A 16,382-nucleotide genomic window follows, 5' to 3' on the forward strand; every position below is an offset into this window, starting at 1 on the left:
CGAGTTCTGTCAAAGAGATTGTTGTAGTGACCCATGCTACGAAGCGGTCTTTCTTGACCAAGGTTGGGACGGTCTACTACTATTTCTAAGATACAAGGTTGGGTTGAGGAACGCAAAACCCAACATGAATCAGGGTATTTGGTTTCCTTGCGTCAACCCAACCTATATTTTTTTGCAACTAATTTGATTAAGCTTTTTTTATATCTTTTCTCTTTAACATAACTCCAAAGCCGCCAGCTAAAATAGAAGCAAGGGTAGTTAAAGGTTCTGGGACTGGTTGAGGATTGGAATTTGTCACTGAAGCATTTGTCAACGACAATATTGATGAGCCAAAAGTATCATTTACATCGGTAACACCAATGCCAATGTTGTAGCTACCAGATGTTGCAAATGTATGGACATTTAAAGCTGTTTTAATCGCAGAACCTTCGGTGGCATCAATACTAAGCGCTCCGACATTAAGACCTAAAAAAGTTCTTAGTTTAGCGTCCAAATTAACGATTTCGCTTCTGAAAAGGATAAACGACAACTTTTACGCAATAACATGACCCAAGCTGAAAAAAATTGTGGTTACAGCTAAAAGGAAAGCCCCATACAGTGCATGGAAACTAAATCACAAGATTATCTCACTTTGACAGGGCTACTTTTAACTAATAAATAACTATCTGAGGTTGCTTAATTGTGCCATCAGGCATGATAGTATCCCGGAACCTCGCATAAATCAGGTTTGTCTGCCAAAGGTTTGCTTGACTCAAGTTTGCCTTGGTTAAATTTGCCCATGTCAGGTCTGCACCAGTTAAGTTAGCCTCAGCTAAATTAGCTTCTAGTAATTTTGCTCCACATAACTTTGCTCCTGTAAGATTTGCTCTCGTTAAGTTAGCTTCAATCAGTGATGCTTCAATTAATTTAGCTTCACTTAAGTCTGCTTCTCTCAAATCTACATCGCATAAAGAAGCACCCCAAAGATTACTACCTGTAAATTTCGCCCGCCATAAGAAAGTTCCACACAAATTTGCTCGTGTTAAATCAGCATTAATCAAATTAGCTTCACACAAAGATGCTTCATACAAATTAGCGTCGCGTAAGCTAGCTTGCATCAAATTTGCACCACTTAAATTAGCACGAGTGAGAACACAGCCACACAAATTTGCTCCACTCAAATCTGCTCCTATAAAGTTAACACCAGTTAAATTAATTCCTTTTAGGTCAATTCCACTCAAGTCACATCCACTGAAATCTCGGCGCTGAAAATATTTATTTGTGATTTGACTTAATATAAATTCCTGCTTATCAGCATAATTTTTCATGGTATTCACCTCTGGGTGTAATTTATCTCAAAGGTCGAGTGTGATAGTTACCGTATATTGAGAGTACACCCCAAATGCAAATTAGCTCAGTAAATAATCAAAAATAAATTGACCAAAAATCGTCAATCACCTGAAAATGCGTTTTTTTAGTGGTTTTTAAAACAAAAAATGCTGACATAGGTCAGGAAATATTGAAAAAGAGGCAGGGGGCAGGGGATATGGGGAGCAGGGGAAACATACTAACTTCTGACTCCTAACTCAGCACGGGCTAAACCTTAGCTATCCGCTAACAGCACTCAGCACTAAAAAAGGGGAATCTTCAGCTACAGAAAGAAAGCCCGTCAATATTGGTGTACTAAGAGGATGTTTGAAAAGTCCTCTTCTCGGTAGCAAAATGTTCTAGATCCCCCTAAATCCACGCCACATGCTCCACTTGGGGAGACCCCAAGACCGCAGTGGCTCCCCTTAAGAAGGGGGACTTTGACTCCAGTTCCCCCCTTTTTAAGGGGGGTTAGGGGGGATCTAAAAGTGCCTAAAGTCACAGCGAAATACTTTTCAAACATCCTCTAAGGTTGATAGCGAAGGCTAAAGTAAAAGCCATCATCCTGAGCGTTATTGCCGCGATCGCTCAGATCGATAAATGGAAGTCCATAATCGAGCCGTAAAAACAGATTATCAATTCCCATTGCTTGATTCCATAATAATCCCAAGCCTGCACCCACCAAAAAAGTTTGATCGGGTAGCCGATTGGGATTATTAGACTGATTCCAGACAGATCCCATGTCTAGAAATGGCGCAAGTTGAATTATGGATAATCCAGATTCATTGCGCTGGACTGTGAACCGATCTTCGATCGCTACACGAAATCCATTATCCCCTGAGCGGATATTTTGGCGATATCCCCTTACAGATTGTCCACCGCCAATCACAAATTGCTGGGAGGGTAAAAGGCTATCTGGTGTTAGCTGTAAGTCTGCTTGGATAAGTAAGAGATGATCGGCGCTGAGTTGCTGCACGCGCTGTATTTGACCCAACCAACTGAAAAAGCGACCATCGGGTATGGGGTCATTGTTGATAGTTGCATCTAATACGTCAATGCCAAAGTTAAATTGCGATCGCAGAAACCAAGCTCCTTGAGGTTCGCGCTTAATATAATCTTGACCAAATTTAATTACACTGGTGCGGCTAACGCCATTGGCATCAGGCCCAATGCCAAAGGGGGTTGCCAGATTATCGAAGAGGAAGGTTTGACCATCTTGATAGGTAAATCCCAAAGATAGGGCAAATTCTTCTCTTGGCGATCGCATCAATGGTTGACGATAATTGATTTCATAAAGATCCTGGTTGGCGCGAATGCCAAAAGCATCAAAGGGTGCCTCAGTGATTTCGTTGCGATTAAATGCCGCTCTAATCTGTACCTTGCCATTCATGGCATTCACAGGAACTTGATAGCTAAAATCAAAGGCATCGGAACCACCAGAAAGGGTGTGGTAATAGGAACCTGCTAACTCATCTCCCATCCCGGTTAAATTGCGATCGCGCAGTTCAATACCCAATCTTTCCGCACCAATACTCGGAGGCGAATAATTATCTACACCCAAGCTACCAGTTAAAGGGTTGGCCTCTTCAACTCTGACAATGAGAACACTTTGACCAACCTTACCCGTTGGACGCAGACGTGCTTCTACATTTGTAAATAAGGGATCGAGTCGCAACAGCTTCAGTTGATCTTCGAGCTTACTAGTATTCAGAGGAGTACCGGCAGCTAATTGGATGCGACTACGAACATAAGATGGGTTTAATCGTCGCGTCCCTTCGATCTCAATCTCTGTCAAACGCCCTTCAATTACCCTAATTACCACAACACCATCGGCGGTACTAGGTTGCTGAATGTCTGGAACTGCTCTGGAATTTATATAGCCTTTATTTAAGTAAAGCTGGGTAATAGCATCTGCGGCTTGTCTAATTTCTTCTAAAGTTAAGTCCCGTTCTTCAAAGGGTTTGACAACTGGATTAAAGTCATTTTCATTAAAAACTGTGCTATCTACAACCTGGATTTTGCGAACCCGAATTCGTTGTGGTGTTTCTGGTTGGGGATTTGGTTCGGCTTGATTGGGGCTATTTTCCGGGGCAGTTTCTGATGCCTGTATTATTTGTAACTCTGGCTGACTAATCTTTTGAGTTGAGTCTGGTGTTAATATATTCGCCGTAGCTCTCAGTCCATTTGCAGTTACAATCCAGACCGCAGGAAGAATTAGCAAGCCACACTGAAAACTGAAGCTGTGCTTATTCCATTTAGTAGTTGCTAAATCTTGCCAAGTATTTAACTGATGAGAGAAACAGACAATGCTTTTCTGAGTAATTGTTTTCGACTTAATGCCAGTTTCTGTTTCTTTTCTCATTTCTCCTCAGTGGGTGCCTTATTTTACGACTGGGCTAATTTTGGTTTTTGAGTGTGCTATGGCTGTATGAATATTTCAATATCATATTTTTGACATTCACATTTCAGAAGATTTGTAACTAAAACAATAATTAACAGCAATTTCTTCTAAGTGATAGCCCTTAGCATTATATTGTGATAATAGGTAGAAAACTTGGGAATACTTCGATGCCACCACTGATCTCCATAGTCATCGTCAATTACAACCGGGAGTCTTACCTTGGGGTAGCGATCGCCAGTGTATTAGCGCAAACATGGCAAGACTTTGAGCTACTAATTTGGGATGATGGCTCTACAGATGGATCAGTGGCGATCGCAAACGCTTATGCTCAACAAGATAGGCGAGTGCGGGTAGTAGAAGCACAGCATCAAGGAGTTTCTGCGGCTTGTAAGGCAGCGATCGCCCAAACTAGTGGCACTTACATCGGTATAGTAGACAGTGATGATATCCTAGCCCCCACCGCCCTTGCCCAAACCGCTACAGTACTAAATCGCTACTCGGATACAGGATTTGTTTACACCGACTACTTAAATATTGATGAAAAAAGTCAAGTCATCAGCTACGGTCATCGCTGTGACATTCCTTACTCCCCAGAAGGGCTGTTGGTAAACTTCATGACTTTCCACTTCCGCTTGATGCGCCGTTCAGCTTACGACCAGGTGGGAGGTGTTAACAAGTCGTTCCGATGTGCCGAAGATTACGACTTGTGTCTACGACTTTCAGAAGTAACCCAAGTGCGCCGAGTTCAAGAGCCACTGTACTTATACCGAAATCATTCTCAAAGCATCTCTGTTATTAGAAAAAGTGAACAAATACTCTGGTCACAGAAGGCGATCGCTCAAGCACTTTGGCGGCGTGGATTAGCAGAAAAGTTACAAATCGATGTGGAATTGCCCGAAAGTCGCTTTATCTTGCGGCGTAAAAAACCTCTACTAAACAAAATCACCGCTTCAGTCCTAGCTATTTTGCCTCTGGTGACAGTCACTAGTACGGCATTAGCCCAAACACAACAAATTGTCCCTGCTGCCGATGGGACAAACACAATTGTTACACCCAACGGTAATCGACTGGATATCACTGGTGGTACAACTTCTAGAGATGGTGCTAACCTCTTTCACAGCTTTCAACAGTTTGGGATTTCACCAGAACAAATCGCCAACTTTCAAGCTAGTCCGGCGCTGCAAAATATCCTTGGTCGAATTACAGGCGGGAATCCTTCAGTTATCAATGGCTTAATTCAGGTAACAGGTGGCAATGCTAACCTCTTCTTGATGAATCCAGCCGGATTTATTTTTGGATCAAACGCCAGCTTAAATGTACCTGGTGCTTTCACGGTGACAACAGCCAATGGCATTGGTTTTGGCAGCAGTTGGTTCAATGCCATTGGTGTTAATGATTACGCTGCTTTAGTTGGCAACCCCAACGGATTCGCCTTTAGTATGAACCAGCCAGGAGCGATCGCAAATGCTGGAAATTTGGCAGTAGGTGCTGGGCAAAATTTGAATTTATTGGCTGGTACTGTAGTCAACACCGGGCAACTTTCGGCACCGGGAGGGCAGATTTCTATCACATCTGTACCAGGGCAAAATTGGGTGCGTCTCAGTCAGCCAGGAAATCTGCTGAGTCTGGAAATTCAGCCCCTCGCCTCTAGTAGCAATCAACCCAATAACTGGACAATTCCCATCGCTTCAATACCTGAATTGCTCACTGTTGGTAACACTGGGTTAACAGCCAATCCTGATGGGACTGTAAAATTAACAGAATCTAATGTGACAATTCCCACAACACCAGGGACAACAATTGTTTCTGGAACAGTGGATGTCTCAAGCCAAATAGGCGGTACGGTAACTGCTTTGGGTAAAAAAGTTGCGCTGGTTGATGCCAATATTAACGCCTCTGGAAGCAATGGCGGCGGTACTGTGTTAATTGGCGGCGATTACCAAGGTAAGGGGACTTTACCCAACGCAGATCAAACTTATATTAACTCCAACTCTGTCATTAATGGCGATAGCAATTTAAATGGAAACGGCGGACAGGTAATTGTTTGGGGTAACGATACAACTCAATATTTTGGTAACATTTCGGCACGTGGAGGAGCGAATTCTGGCAATGGTGGTTTTGTAGAAGTATCAGGCAAAAATTTCTTGACTTTCAACGGTTTGGTAGATACTTCAGCCCCTAATGGTAGCTTTGGCACTTTATTATTAGACCCCAGCACATTGACAATTATCGATGGTGGAGTAGGTAGTTTTGATGGCACAGCTGGCAATATTGCCTTTGGCGATGCAGATATTGGGGCGAATACAGTTTCATGGGGTGCGATCGCAGCTTCGGGTGCAAATATCAGCTTACAAGCTACAGGCAATATTACGATCAATGACATCACCGGAGCTACACCCGGAGTAACTACCGCTGGTGTTGCTACTTTAAACTTGGGCGGTGGTAGCTTCAGCCTAACCTCACAAAGCGGTTCTGTAAACTTTGTTGACCCTACCAACACAATCCAGACAACCGGAGGAGCAATAAACATTTCGGGAGCCAGCTTATTACTAGGAAATCTAAACACAACTCGTAATTTCGCTAGAAGCGGGGATGTAACTTTGTCTGCGACAGGCAATATTAGTGCAGGCAACATTATTGCCAGTGGACAAGGCTATTCAGCAGGTAATGTTCAAGTTGTAAGTAGCAATGGTGGAATTACCCTCAATCAGATTAACACCAGCGATAGTGGTGGCGGTGGTGGTGGCGGCATACCGGGAACAGTTACTTTGACTGCGGCAGGCAATATCCTCACTGATACTATCGATTCCTTTTCCAGTGATGCCAGTCGCTTAGGTAGCGGTGGCGATATAGTCGCAACAACTACAGCAGGTAGTATTACCACTGGGGCGATTGACTCATCTGTAGTCAAGACCGGAGGTGGCGGTTTTACTGGCACGGCTGGCGCAGTCACCTTAACTGCCACAGAGAATATCACCGTTAATGATGGTATTGATGCTTCAGCCAGCGCCACCGGAGTGGATGGTACTGCAAGTGCTACAGGTGGCAACGTTACTTTACGAACTACCAATCCTTTTGGCAGCACAATTCGCTTTAACAACATCAACACACAGGCCACAACGGATTTTGTTAATGGCAACACTGTTCAAGGTGGCAATGTGCAAGTGCTGACAAACGGACTAGTTCAAGGAATAGGGGTAGGTAGTACCATCGCCACCGGCGGAATTTTCGATTCTGGAGCAGGAGTAACCACTAGCATCGCCGGAGGCACTGTCACAATTCGACATGATGGTGGCCCAGGTAATGTGCCATTTATTGTGAGTGATGCGACGAGTCTTAATGGCACAGCTGGAACAATTGATGTGGGTGGCGGTACAACCATCGCTTCAGGAAACTTTCCTGTTTTGCCAACTGGTGGAGATGCGATCGGTACCCCAACCGGCATCATCATTACTTCCGTCAACACTCCGCCTGTATTAACGGCAAACTCATCGCTACCCAACACCCAGACCAATCAACCTGTTACTTTGACATTCTCTAGTTTGGCTGCACTGGTCAGCGATGCTAATAATGACATCACCTCCATCCAGGTTAATGTGGTGAATACAGGAAATCTGACTGTCAATGGCCTTCCCGTCATTCCTGGTGTCACTACCTTATCTAGCGGCGATACTTTGGTCTATACCCCTCCGACTGATGTAAATGGGTCACTAAATGCCTTTGTAATTAGTGCAAGTGACCGCGTTTCGTCTTCTGCACCTGTACAGATAGGAATCAATGTCAGTCAGATTCCTCCCCCGAATGATACCCCGAATCCTCCCCCTTGCTCATTCCAATGCACTCCAGATAAACCGAATGTCCCTGGCCCCAATAATCCTAAGATTGACAACCCTGTTATTAATACCGATCCCACACCCGAAGATCAATTCACAGATGATTTTGCCGACCATTTAGGCATCCCGAATCCTAAAATTAAAACACTAGATGATGCCAAAGAAATTGCTCGCAAAATTGAAGAAGCAACTGGTGTTAAACCTGCATTTATTTACATCAGTTTTGTTCCTGTGGAGATAATACCAGAGAGAAATTTGGGCAAATCTCAAAAATTTACTAAACAATTAAATACTCTAGCAGAGCAGAATAGCGACCAACTGGAAATAGTCGTAGTAACTGGAAAAGGCAACCCCATCCGCAAGCGTATCCCAGAAACGACCAGAGCCAAAGTTCTCCAAGTAGCTCAAGAATTTCGTGACCAAATAGTTAGTCCACAAAACCGTCGCCGCACCGGTTATTTGCGTCCATCTCAACAACTTTATCGCTGGATAATTGCACCACTAGAGGCCGATTTGCAGGCAAGAGAAATCAATAATTTGGTTTTTCTACCAGATATTGGGTTACGTTCAACCCCAATGGCAGCACTTCATGATGGCAAGGGATTTCTAGTAGAAAAATATAGCATTGGCTTGATGCCCAGTATCAGCTTGACTAACACTCTTTATAAAGACATTAAAAAATCTCAAATTTTAGCGCTAGGGGTTTCTCAGAGTACACAAGGACAAGAGCCTTTACCAGCAGTTCCCCTGGAGTTATCAACACTGGTGTCTAAACTTTGGCAGGGCAAATTATTGTTAGACAAGCAAGCTACCTTAGAAAATCTCAAAACTATCCGCCGCCAACAACCTTTTGGGATTATTCACATGGCAACCCATGCCGATTTTACTACCGGCGCTTTGAGTAATTCTTATATTCAACTGTGGGAAGACAAGTTACGCTTGAACCAATTACGACAGCTACGCTTTAATGAACCCGAAGTTGAAATGCTGGTGCTGAGTGCTTGTAGAACAGCATTAGGAGATGAAGAGTCAGAGCTTGGATTTGCAGGTTTAGCAGTGCTAGCAGGCGTGAAAACTAGTGTTGCTAGTCTTTGGTCGGTTAATGATGCTGGTACAGCAGCCTTGATGACAAAATTTTATCAAAACTTGAGGACAGCTCCAATTAAAGCAGAAGCCCTCAGACAGGCTCAGGTAGCTATGGCCAAAGGGCAAATTTACGTTAAAAATGGTCAATTAGAAGGTTTGGGAGTACTGGGGAACTTGTCTTTACCTACTAATAGTGCAGATGAAGGGGAGCAATTACTTACCCATCCTTATTATTGGTCTGGATTCACAATGGTTGGCAATCCTTGGTAAAGTGGCAAGAGGAACTATACTCTCACCCTTTTAACCTTCTGTCTGCCGATTTTGGTTTTGTCTATCAGGGATGAGCCGCTTTAAGCCACGGAGAATTTTGAGCAAAAATGCAATCGCATAACAAAATTCTAAACGCAGACATAGGTTCTCAACCGTGGCGATACCCGAATGCTTTAGCTGTAAAACTAGCAGCCTGTGGTATTAGTTAGTTTTGTTGCTGAAAAAGGAACATAACAACCAATATTTCTCGGCTTTTGGGGAAAAGGGAAAAAACCTTTAACCCCAACCCAGTTTCACGGTATCTGGAAAACCTCACTTCTATTTCTCTCTTCTAAAAGCCTACAGTGTAAACACAAGTTAAATTACCCCCCTTAGAAAGGGTGGAAAAAAGAAATCTAGTTCCCTCCTCTTTCCAAGGCTACGGTATACACACAAGTCGAATTACCCCTCTTAATCCCCCCTTTATAAGGGGGGAAACAGGAAATCTAGTTCCCTCCCCTTTATAAGGGGAGGGTTAGGGTGGGGTAAAACCCTGGTTAATCAGCTATTTCAGACTTGTGTGTACACCGTAGCTCCTAAAAGGAGAAAGACTTCGAATTTTCCCCCTTCCCGACGCGGGAAGGGGGTTAGAGGGTTAGGTTTTTGGTGGACTTTTCCACATAACATGAAAAGTCAGGATATGGAGGAGGAGACAGGGTATTTCTCTTCGCTTCTCACAATCTCTGCGTCTTCTTGAACGGCGTTCTGTTCATTAAATTTTCTCATTTCCATTGGTATTAAGCCTTTGAGTACGGTAAACCGTATTTGCTTGTTAGTTCCCAAAGATTAATTAAATTGTTAAGTTTAGTTACATAAATAAAAAAATGCTGCGACATTGCTAAACAGGAGAAATTATGAAAATAGGTAGTATCCTTAAGGATCTAAGACAAATTGAACAACTTTGCGATGCAACCTGGACATTGCATCACACAAGTCAAACTTTCTCAGAAATAAAACTTATTTAACATTATTTAACATTGCAATGAAAGCTACAGATCAATTGGTGCATTTTTTAGAGGAAGAGTTGGGTATTTCGGGTGGAGCAATTTCTCTTGCTTTGCGACATTGTGAGCAGACCCCCAACTTCCTGGCTATGACCCTCTGGCAGTATGGACTGGTAACGCTAGACCAGTTAGCCCAAATTTTTGATTGGTTGGAAACAGTATAAGCTAGCTGCTTGAATTATTTAGACTGGAAATATCTAATTTTTCCATAAAGTTACATTCTCAATAGTTTTCATTCTAAGGATTGGTAACAACATCTATGGCAATTAAAGAACAACCTAAATCACCTCGTTTTCGGATCATTGCTAATATATTACTGGCAGTATCAGGGCTATTCCTGCTCTTAAATATATTTTTGCCTGGTTTATTTGCTTCTGGCCCTACTGGTGTTCCCTATAGTTTATTTATTCATCAAGTACAAGAAGGGGAAGTTAATCGCGTTTCTGTTGGTCAAAACCAGATTCTCTACGAACTAAAAACAGAAAATGCCGAGCCGGGCCCAGTGTTTGCAACTACACCAATTTTTGATTTAGAGTTACCCAAACTGCTAGAAGAAAAGGGAGTTGAGTTTGCTGCTACACCTCCACCCAAAAATACTTGGTTTACAACCCTCTTAAGTTGGGTGATTCCACCACTGATTTTTATTGGTATTTGGCAATTCTTTCTGTCACGTGGTGGCGGCGGTGGTCCTCAAGGTGCGCTTTCCATTGGTAAGAGCAAAGCTAAAGTTTACGTTGAAGGCGAATCAGCTAAAATCACCTTTGCAGATGTGGCTGGCGTAGAAGAAGCAAAAACTGAGTTAGTAGAAATTGTAGATTTCCTCAAGACTCCAGCACGGTTTACGCAAATTGGCGCGAGAATTCCTAAAGGTGTGTTGTTAGTTGGCCCTCCTGGTACTGGTAAGACACTTTTAGCGAAAGCCGTAGCAGGAGAAGCAGGTGTTCCATTCTTCAGTATCTCTGGTTCCGAGTTTGTAGAATTGTTTGTCGGTGTGGGTTCTTCCAGAGTGCGGGACTTGTTTGAGCAGGCGAAGAAACAGGCTCCTTGTATTATATTCATTGATGAATTAGATGCGATCGGTAAGTCTCGTAGCAGTAACGGCTTCTACGGTGGTAACGATGAGCGAGAACAGACCCTCAACCAGTTACTAACGGAGATGGACGGGTTTGCGGCTGGGGATGCAACGGTGATTGTCCTAGCAGCTACCAACCGCCCCGAAAGCCTTGACTCTGCATTGCTGCGTCCAGGCCGCTTTGACCGCCAAGTGTTGGTAGACCGTCCTGATTTATCTGGTCGGGAAGCAATTCTCAAGATTCACGCTCAAAAGGTAAAATTAGGAAATGATGTAGATTTAAAAGCGATCGCTACTCGTACCCCTGGTTTTGCTGGTGCAGATTTGGCAAACTTGGTCAACGAAGCGGCATTATTGGCAGCTCGCAATCTGCGTGAAAGTGTTGCTCAAGAAGACTTCGCTGAAGCAATTGAGCGGGTAGTTGCCGGCTTAGAGAAAAAGAGTCGCGTCATGAACGAGACTGAGAAAAAGATTGTTGCATACCATGAAGTTGGTCACGCAATGGTCGGGGCGCTAACTACAGGAAACGGTCGCGTAGAAAAGATTTCGATTATTCCCCGTGGGATGGCTGCTTTGGGCTACACTCTGCAATTACCAACTGAAGACCGCTTTTTGATGAATGAACATGAACTGCGGGGTCAGATTGCAACTCTGTTAGGTGGACGTTCCGCCGAAGAGATTGTGTTTAACAGTATTACAACAGGTGCTTCCAACGATTTGCAACGAGCAACTGACTTGGCAGAGCGGATGGTAACATCTTATGGGATGAGCAAAGTCTTAGGGCCATTAGCTTACCAACAAGGACAACAATCGATGTTTTTGGGTAATGGCGGGGCTAATCCCCGACGGGCGGTAAGTGAAGACACATCCAAAGCCATTGATAGCGAAGTCAAGGAAATCGTGGAAACAGCCCATGAACAAGCTCTAGAGATTCTCAGACAGAATCGAGACTTGCTAGAAGCGATAGCGACTCAACTCTTAGAAACAGAAGTCATTGAAGGCGAAAAACTGCACGATTTGTTGAGTCAAGTTAAACCCGTAACTAATTCGTAATTCGTAATGGGCTACGCCCCGCTACGCCCCGCTACGCTAACGTAATTCGTAATTCATACATGTAGGGACGCAGAAGATAACTTTGCGTCCCTCTGCGTTAAACCTCTGCGTTCCTTTGCGTTTCAGAAATGGGACTTACTGCAATACAAAGACCAGCTAGGAAAAATGCCAATGCACCCCCAGTTGCACCAACAAAAGGTGTTATTGCTTGTAACTTGGGAAAGATGACACCAAACAAACTCATGGCTAAAGCAAACCCACCAAAATACATTCCAATTCCTAATCCCGCCCATCGCTGAGGTACCAGTCCTAAAGCAAAAGGAATTGCCCCATTGACAATTAAGCTAAAGCTAGCAACGATTACCGCAATTATCGGAATTTGTGCGCCCACAGATATCATTATCAATAAAGAGGGAATGATTGCACAGATACCACAAAGCATTGCTTGACGATTACCAATTTTGACGGCGAAGATTCCTGCTGGTATGCTGGCAATTGCGATCGCTAATCCGATCCACACCATAAGCAGATCAACATTATCAGTATTCAGTTGGGTCTTTAGTACTTTACCCAAGACATCAAAGAGAAATCGGATACCCCATGCTACACCAAAACCAGTTACTAAAATCAAAGCCAATTTTTGTAACGGCAACTTTACTACTTCTATTTGGTGTCTATCCACTGGTGCTTCTGGAGCATTGACTAACCGCAACACAGCCGCCGCCGCCAGCATGACGAAAGAACCGATCGCAAAAGTATAAACTGGCCCTAAGCTGAGAATAAACTTGTAGCTTATCGGTCTAAAAGCCCCAATTACACCACCTGCCAAAGTTACAACACTTACTGCTAAAGGTAACTGGGCTGGTGTAGAATACATCCCCAGGAGGCACATCGCTGGAGAACGAAATATTGTCATTGCTAATGCCCAGGCTACCAATGCTATAGGTAAGAGCGATCGCATTACAGTAGTAGGTGGAATCAAACTCACAACGCATGGTATGGCAATAAACAAAGCCGATGCCAGAATCATACCTACTGAGATGAAGGGAAACCGAGTCCCTACCCAGCGTCTAGCTTGGTCTGAAAGTCCCCCCATCAATGGTTCCAGCACCGCACCAAAGGCATTTTCGACTAAAACCAAACCAACTGCCAGTGAAGCAGGAAAACCAAACTGAGTCAAAAGTTGTGGCAGATATGTATTATAAATTAACCAGGTGAGAGTAATTGCCCCCTGCACTACTGCTAACACCCAAACTTGCACCCATAAAATATTGAGATGAGATTTTGAGGTAGTCAAGTCGCTTCGCTCCAATTAAAAATTAAAAATTATTAATTAAAAATTCCAAAACGCTCTCTACGTTCGCGGAGCGTGTCGCAGACAGACGCTGCGGGTAGTTTGCTTCTCCATTAGCGCAGCGTCCCGTAGGGAAGGAGTACGTGGACTCGCTAACACTGCGTTATATATTATTGTTGGCTTTGTACCAAAATTAATTAATTAAAAACTATTCTTTTTCTTAATTTTTAACTTTTAATTCCAAAAAAGCGATCAAGAGATAAGGGAATGGAAGACTTAAAGCGCAAACTAGCTCTGCTCATGGTGTAAAAGAGAACGGAGGCAAAGCAGTATTTCTCCTGCCTCTTGCCTCCTGCCTCTCTTATTAATATTCTGGAACTGAAGGATCGATTTCTCGACTCCAAGCGGTAATTCCGCCTTTGACATTTGTCCCGACAATCCCAGCTTCCTTAAGGATGGCGAGGGCTTTTGCCGATCGCCCGCCCATCTTACAATGAGCGATTAAGCGGTGTCCGTTCAATATTTCCTTTACCTTCGCAACGCCATTGCCATTTTCAATGTCTGGTAAGGGCACTAATACCGAACCTGGAATCTTGGCAATATCGTACTCATGGGGGTTGCGGACATCCAGTAGTACAAAATCTTTTGCACCGCTATCCAGCAATTCCTTCAAATCCTTAACAGTCATTTCTTGACTTTCCAACTGCTGTTTTGCCTCCTCTGCCTTAGCTTGCGGAATCCCGCAGAATTCTTCGTAGTCTACTAGTTTTTCAATTACTGGGCGAATCGGGTTAGGACGCAGTTTCAACTCCCGAAATTTCATATCTAAGGCGTTGTATAGCAGCAATCGTCCACTTAGAGTATTACCTTGTCCCAAAATGATTTTGACAGTTTCGGTTGCTTGGATTAAACCAATAATTCCTGGCAAAATACCGAGTACGCCACCTTCGGCACAAGAGGGAACCATTCCTGGTGGTGGTGGTTCTGGGAAAAGGTCACGATAATTTGGCCCACCTTGGTAGTTAAATACAGTAGCTTGCCCTTCAAAGCGCAAAATGGAACCGTAGACGTTGGGCTTATTCAGTAATACGCAGGCATCGTTAACTAGATATCTAGTGGGGAAGTTATCAGTACCATCTACGACGATATCGTAAGGTTCAAGGATTTCTAGGGCGTTTTCGGAAGTCAGGCGAGTTTCGTATAAATCAACCTGACAATAGGGGTTAATCTCGTGAATGCGGTTTTTTGCCGATTCAATCTTGGGTTTACCTACCCAAGATGTCCCGTGGATAACTTGGCGTTGCAGATTGGAAGTATCGACAATATCGAAATCGACAATCCCAATGCGTCCAATACCCGCCGCCGCCAGATATAAAAGTAGTGGTGAACCTAGTCCACCTGTACCGATACACTGTACACTGGCGGCTTTCAGGCGTTTCTGTCCTTCTAGTCCTACTTCCGGTAAAATCAGGTGTCGGGAGTAGCGTTCGTAATCGTCTTTGGTCAACTGGATTTCGTCCAGATTGGGATTGAGCATAGCAGTTATGATCTGGGAGAGCGGAATATTAATCCTATCGAAAAACTGTATCTCTTATAGAGATAGGGAGTGGGGAAGATGAATTTTCTATCCGTGTTGGCGGCTAAAACCGCTACGAGTGACTGTCTTTGAACTAAGCCGTTAAATTATATTTTCAATTGTCTCTGCTTGGAATTGATGACGATCGTCAAGGCTCCAGCTTTGAAGTTCTCCAGCTTTACCGTTTTGGACGGTAACTATTATATACGAGTATCCTTGCCAAGCATATAAGCGATCGCATTCTGAAGGGATAGCAGGATGATCTGGGTGGGAATGAAAAATGCCGATAATGCTCACTAAGCGATCGCGTGCTTCCTTTTGCATTTTTAGCATAACTTCGGGTGCGATCGCATATTGCCGTCTTTTACTCTCTGCTGTGCGTTCCCCTGAAAACTCAGCACCCGCTTCTGTATTCCAGGCATTTTCTGTTGGTATGACTTCAACTACAATTTTGCCCTCACTAGCCAAATAGCCTAAAATTATACCGCAACACTCCTCTGGATAGGTGCTTTCGGCATGGGCGCGGATAGTTTGCAAGTGTTCTGGGCTAAGTTGGATCATCTCTGCGTTTATAATTTTTTAGTTGCTAGCTAGGGATTCTTGTTTGAATACAATACCTCACTAGTAGTTCGCTTTCGTGACGAAAGCGGGGTAAAGGGGAAGGGGGAAGGGGGAAAGGGTTTAAATCCCTTACCCTTTACCCTTTACCCAGTCCTCACAAGCGCATTTTTGGGTTGGCAGACTACTAGTTACTGGTTTTGTTTTGAAAAGAGCGATCGCTCTCTTCAATATTAATTAAGTATTTTTTATTCATCTTTCGGGATGTTGGTGCTGCTTTGTGCATATTCTTAGACAATCAAAATGTAAAGAATATATTTTCTAAATACTCTTGACGAACTCTGCAATCTCTATACGATTCCCACCGGGATCACGGAGGAAAAACCGCACGCATCCTGGTAGTGGTCGTTGATCGGGAATAATTTCTACTCCATATTCTTTTAGGTGTTTCTCAAAGGTGTTCAAGTCATCGACTTGGAAACAAAAATGTCTTCTAGATACTTGGTTATTGGCGTTTTTCTCTCTACTAACGTGCAATTCAATGTTTCCGACCTGATACCAGGCTCCTGAATCGTTTTTGACTGCATCAGGTCTGGGAATTTCAGTCAATCCCAAAATTCTGCTGTAGAAAGATAGCATTGCATCCTCTACCTCTTGAGGATAAGTTGCCTGAATATGATGAACTGCTTTGAGCGCCATTTTCATTCTCCTGTTGGGATATCTCAGAATTTAGGGGACAGAAAAAAGTTATTCCCTATTTCCGGTAAGCTATTTCCTTCTTAAATAAGGACTTGCCTTTGGACATTGTTTGTGAAATACTACTCTATAAACTACGGTAAATCGGTAAAG

Annotated in this window: 10 protein-coding genes; 3 read left to right on the plus strand and 7 right to left on the minus strand. The window is 43.5% G+C overall.

Annotated elements, in window-relative coordinates; genetic code table 11:
• Positions 1 to 187: 187 nt before the first annotated feature.
• The 3 genes from H6G86_RS33100 to H6G86_RS33110 form a co-directional block, all read right to left on the minus strand.
• The gene (locus H6G86_RS33100; RefSeq protein ID WP_190937882.1) at positions 188 to 493 is read right to left on the minus strand and encodes a PEP-CTERM sorting domain-containing protein; all 306 of its coding nucleotides are present in this window, start codon (positions 491 to 493) and stop codon (positions 188 to 190) included.
• A 157-nt stretch (positions 494 to 650) separates the two neighbouring features.
• Entirely contained in the window at positions 651 to 1,307 is a 657-nt protein-coding gene (locus H6G86_RS33105; protein ID WP_190937883.1) for a pentapeptide repeat-containing protein, read from the minus strand.
• Between the two features lie 566 nt (positions 1,308 to 1,873).
• On the minus strand, positions 1,874 to 3,709 hold the full coding sequence (locus tag H6G86_RS33110) for a ShlB/FhaC/HecB family hemolysin secretion/activation protein (protein WP_190937884.1): 1,836 nt from the start codon (positions 3,707 to 3,709) through the stop codon (positions 1,874 to 1,876).
• 206 nt (positions 3,710 to 3,915) lie between these two features.
• Here H6G86_RS33110 and H6G86_RS33115 point away from each other — a divergent pair, with 206 nt between their 5' ends.
• From H6G86_RS33115 to ftsH4, 3 genes are all read left to right on the plus strand, one after another.
• On the plus strand, positions 3,916 to 8,937 hold the full coding sequence (locus H6G86_RS33115) for a CHAT domain-containing protein (protein ID WP_190937885.1): 5,022 nt from the start codon (positions 3,916 to 3,918) through the stop codon (positions 8,935 to 8,937).
• Positions 8,938 to 9,958: 1,021 nt separating this feature from the next.
• A complete protein-coding gene (locus H6G86_RS33120; protein ID WP_114080862.1) occupies positions 9,959 to 10,144 on the plus strand; it encodes a DUF2949 domain-containing protein in 186 nt (61 codons plus the stop codon).
• Between the two features lie 95 nt (positions 10,145 to 10,239).
• Positions 10,240 to 12,105 carry an ATP-dependent zinc metalloprotease FtsH4 gene (ftsH4, locus tag H6G86_RS33125; RefSeq protein ID WP_190937886.1) on the plus strand — a complete coding sequence of 622 codons (1,866 nt, stop codon included), beginning with the start codon at positions 10,240 to 10,242 and terminating at the stop codon, positions 12,103 to 12,105.
• A 97-nt stretch (positions 12,106 to 12,202) separates the two neighbouring features.
• Here ftsH4 and H6G86_RS33130 read toward each other — a convergent pair whose 3' ends face one another.
• From H6G86_RS33130 to H6G86_RS33145, 4 genes are all read right to left on the minus strand, one after another.
• Positions 12,203 to 13,402: an MFS transporter gene (locus H6G86_RS33130; RefSeq protein WP_190937887.1), complete on the minus strand. Its 1,200-nt coding sequence runs from the start codon at positions 13,400 to 13,402 to the stop codon at positions 12,203 to 12,205.
• A 361-nt stretch (positions 13,403 to 13,763) separates the two neighbouring features.
• A complete protein-coding gene (gene moeB, locus H6G86_RS33135) occupies positions 13,764 to 14,936 on the minus strand; it encodes a molybdopterin-synthase adenylyltransferase MoeB (protein WP_190937888.1) in 1,173 nt (390 codons plus the stop codon).
• 141 nt (positions 14,937 to 15,077) lie between these two features.
• Positions 15,078 to 15,536 carry a M67 family metallopeptidase gene (locus H6G86_RS33140; RefSeq protein ID WP_190937889.1) on the minus strand — a complete coding sequence of 153 codons (459 nt, stop codon included), beginning with the start codon at positions 15,534 to 15,536 and terminating at the stop codon, positions 15,078 to 15,080.
• Between the two features lie 318 nt (positions 15,537 to 15,854).
• A complete protein-coding gene (locus H6G86_RS33145; protein WP_190937890.1) occupies positions 15,855 to 16,232 on the minus strand; it encodes a VOC family protein in 378 nt (125 codons plus the stop codon).
• Between the last annotated feature and the right edge of the window lie 150 nt (positions 16,233 to 16,382).

The organism is Nostoc sp. FACHB-133 (assembly GCF_014698055.1).
In the GTDB taxonomy this organism is placed as follows: Bacteria; Cyanobacteriota; Cyanobacteriia; order Cyanobacteriales; family Nostocaceae; genus Nostoc.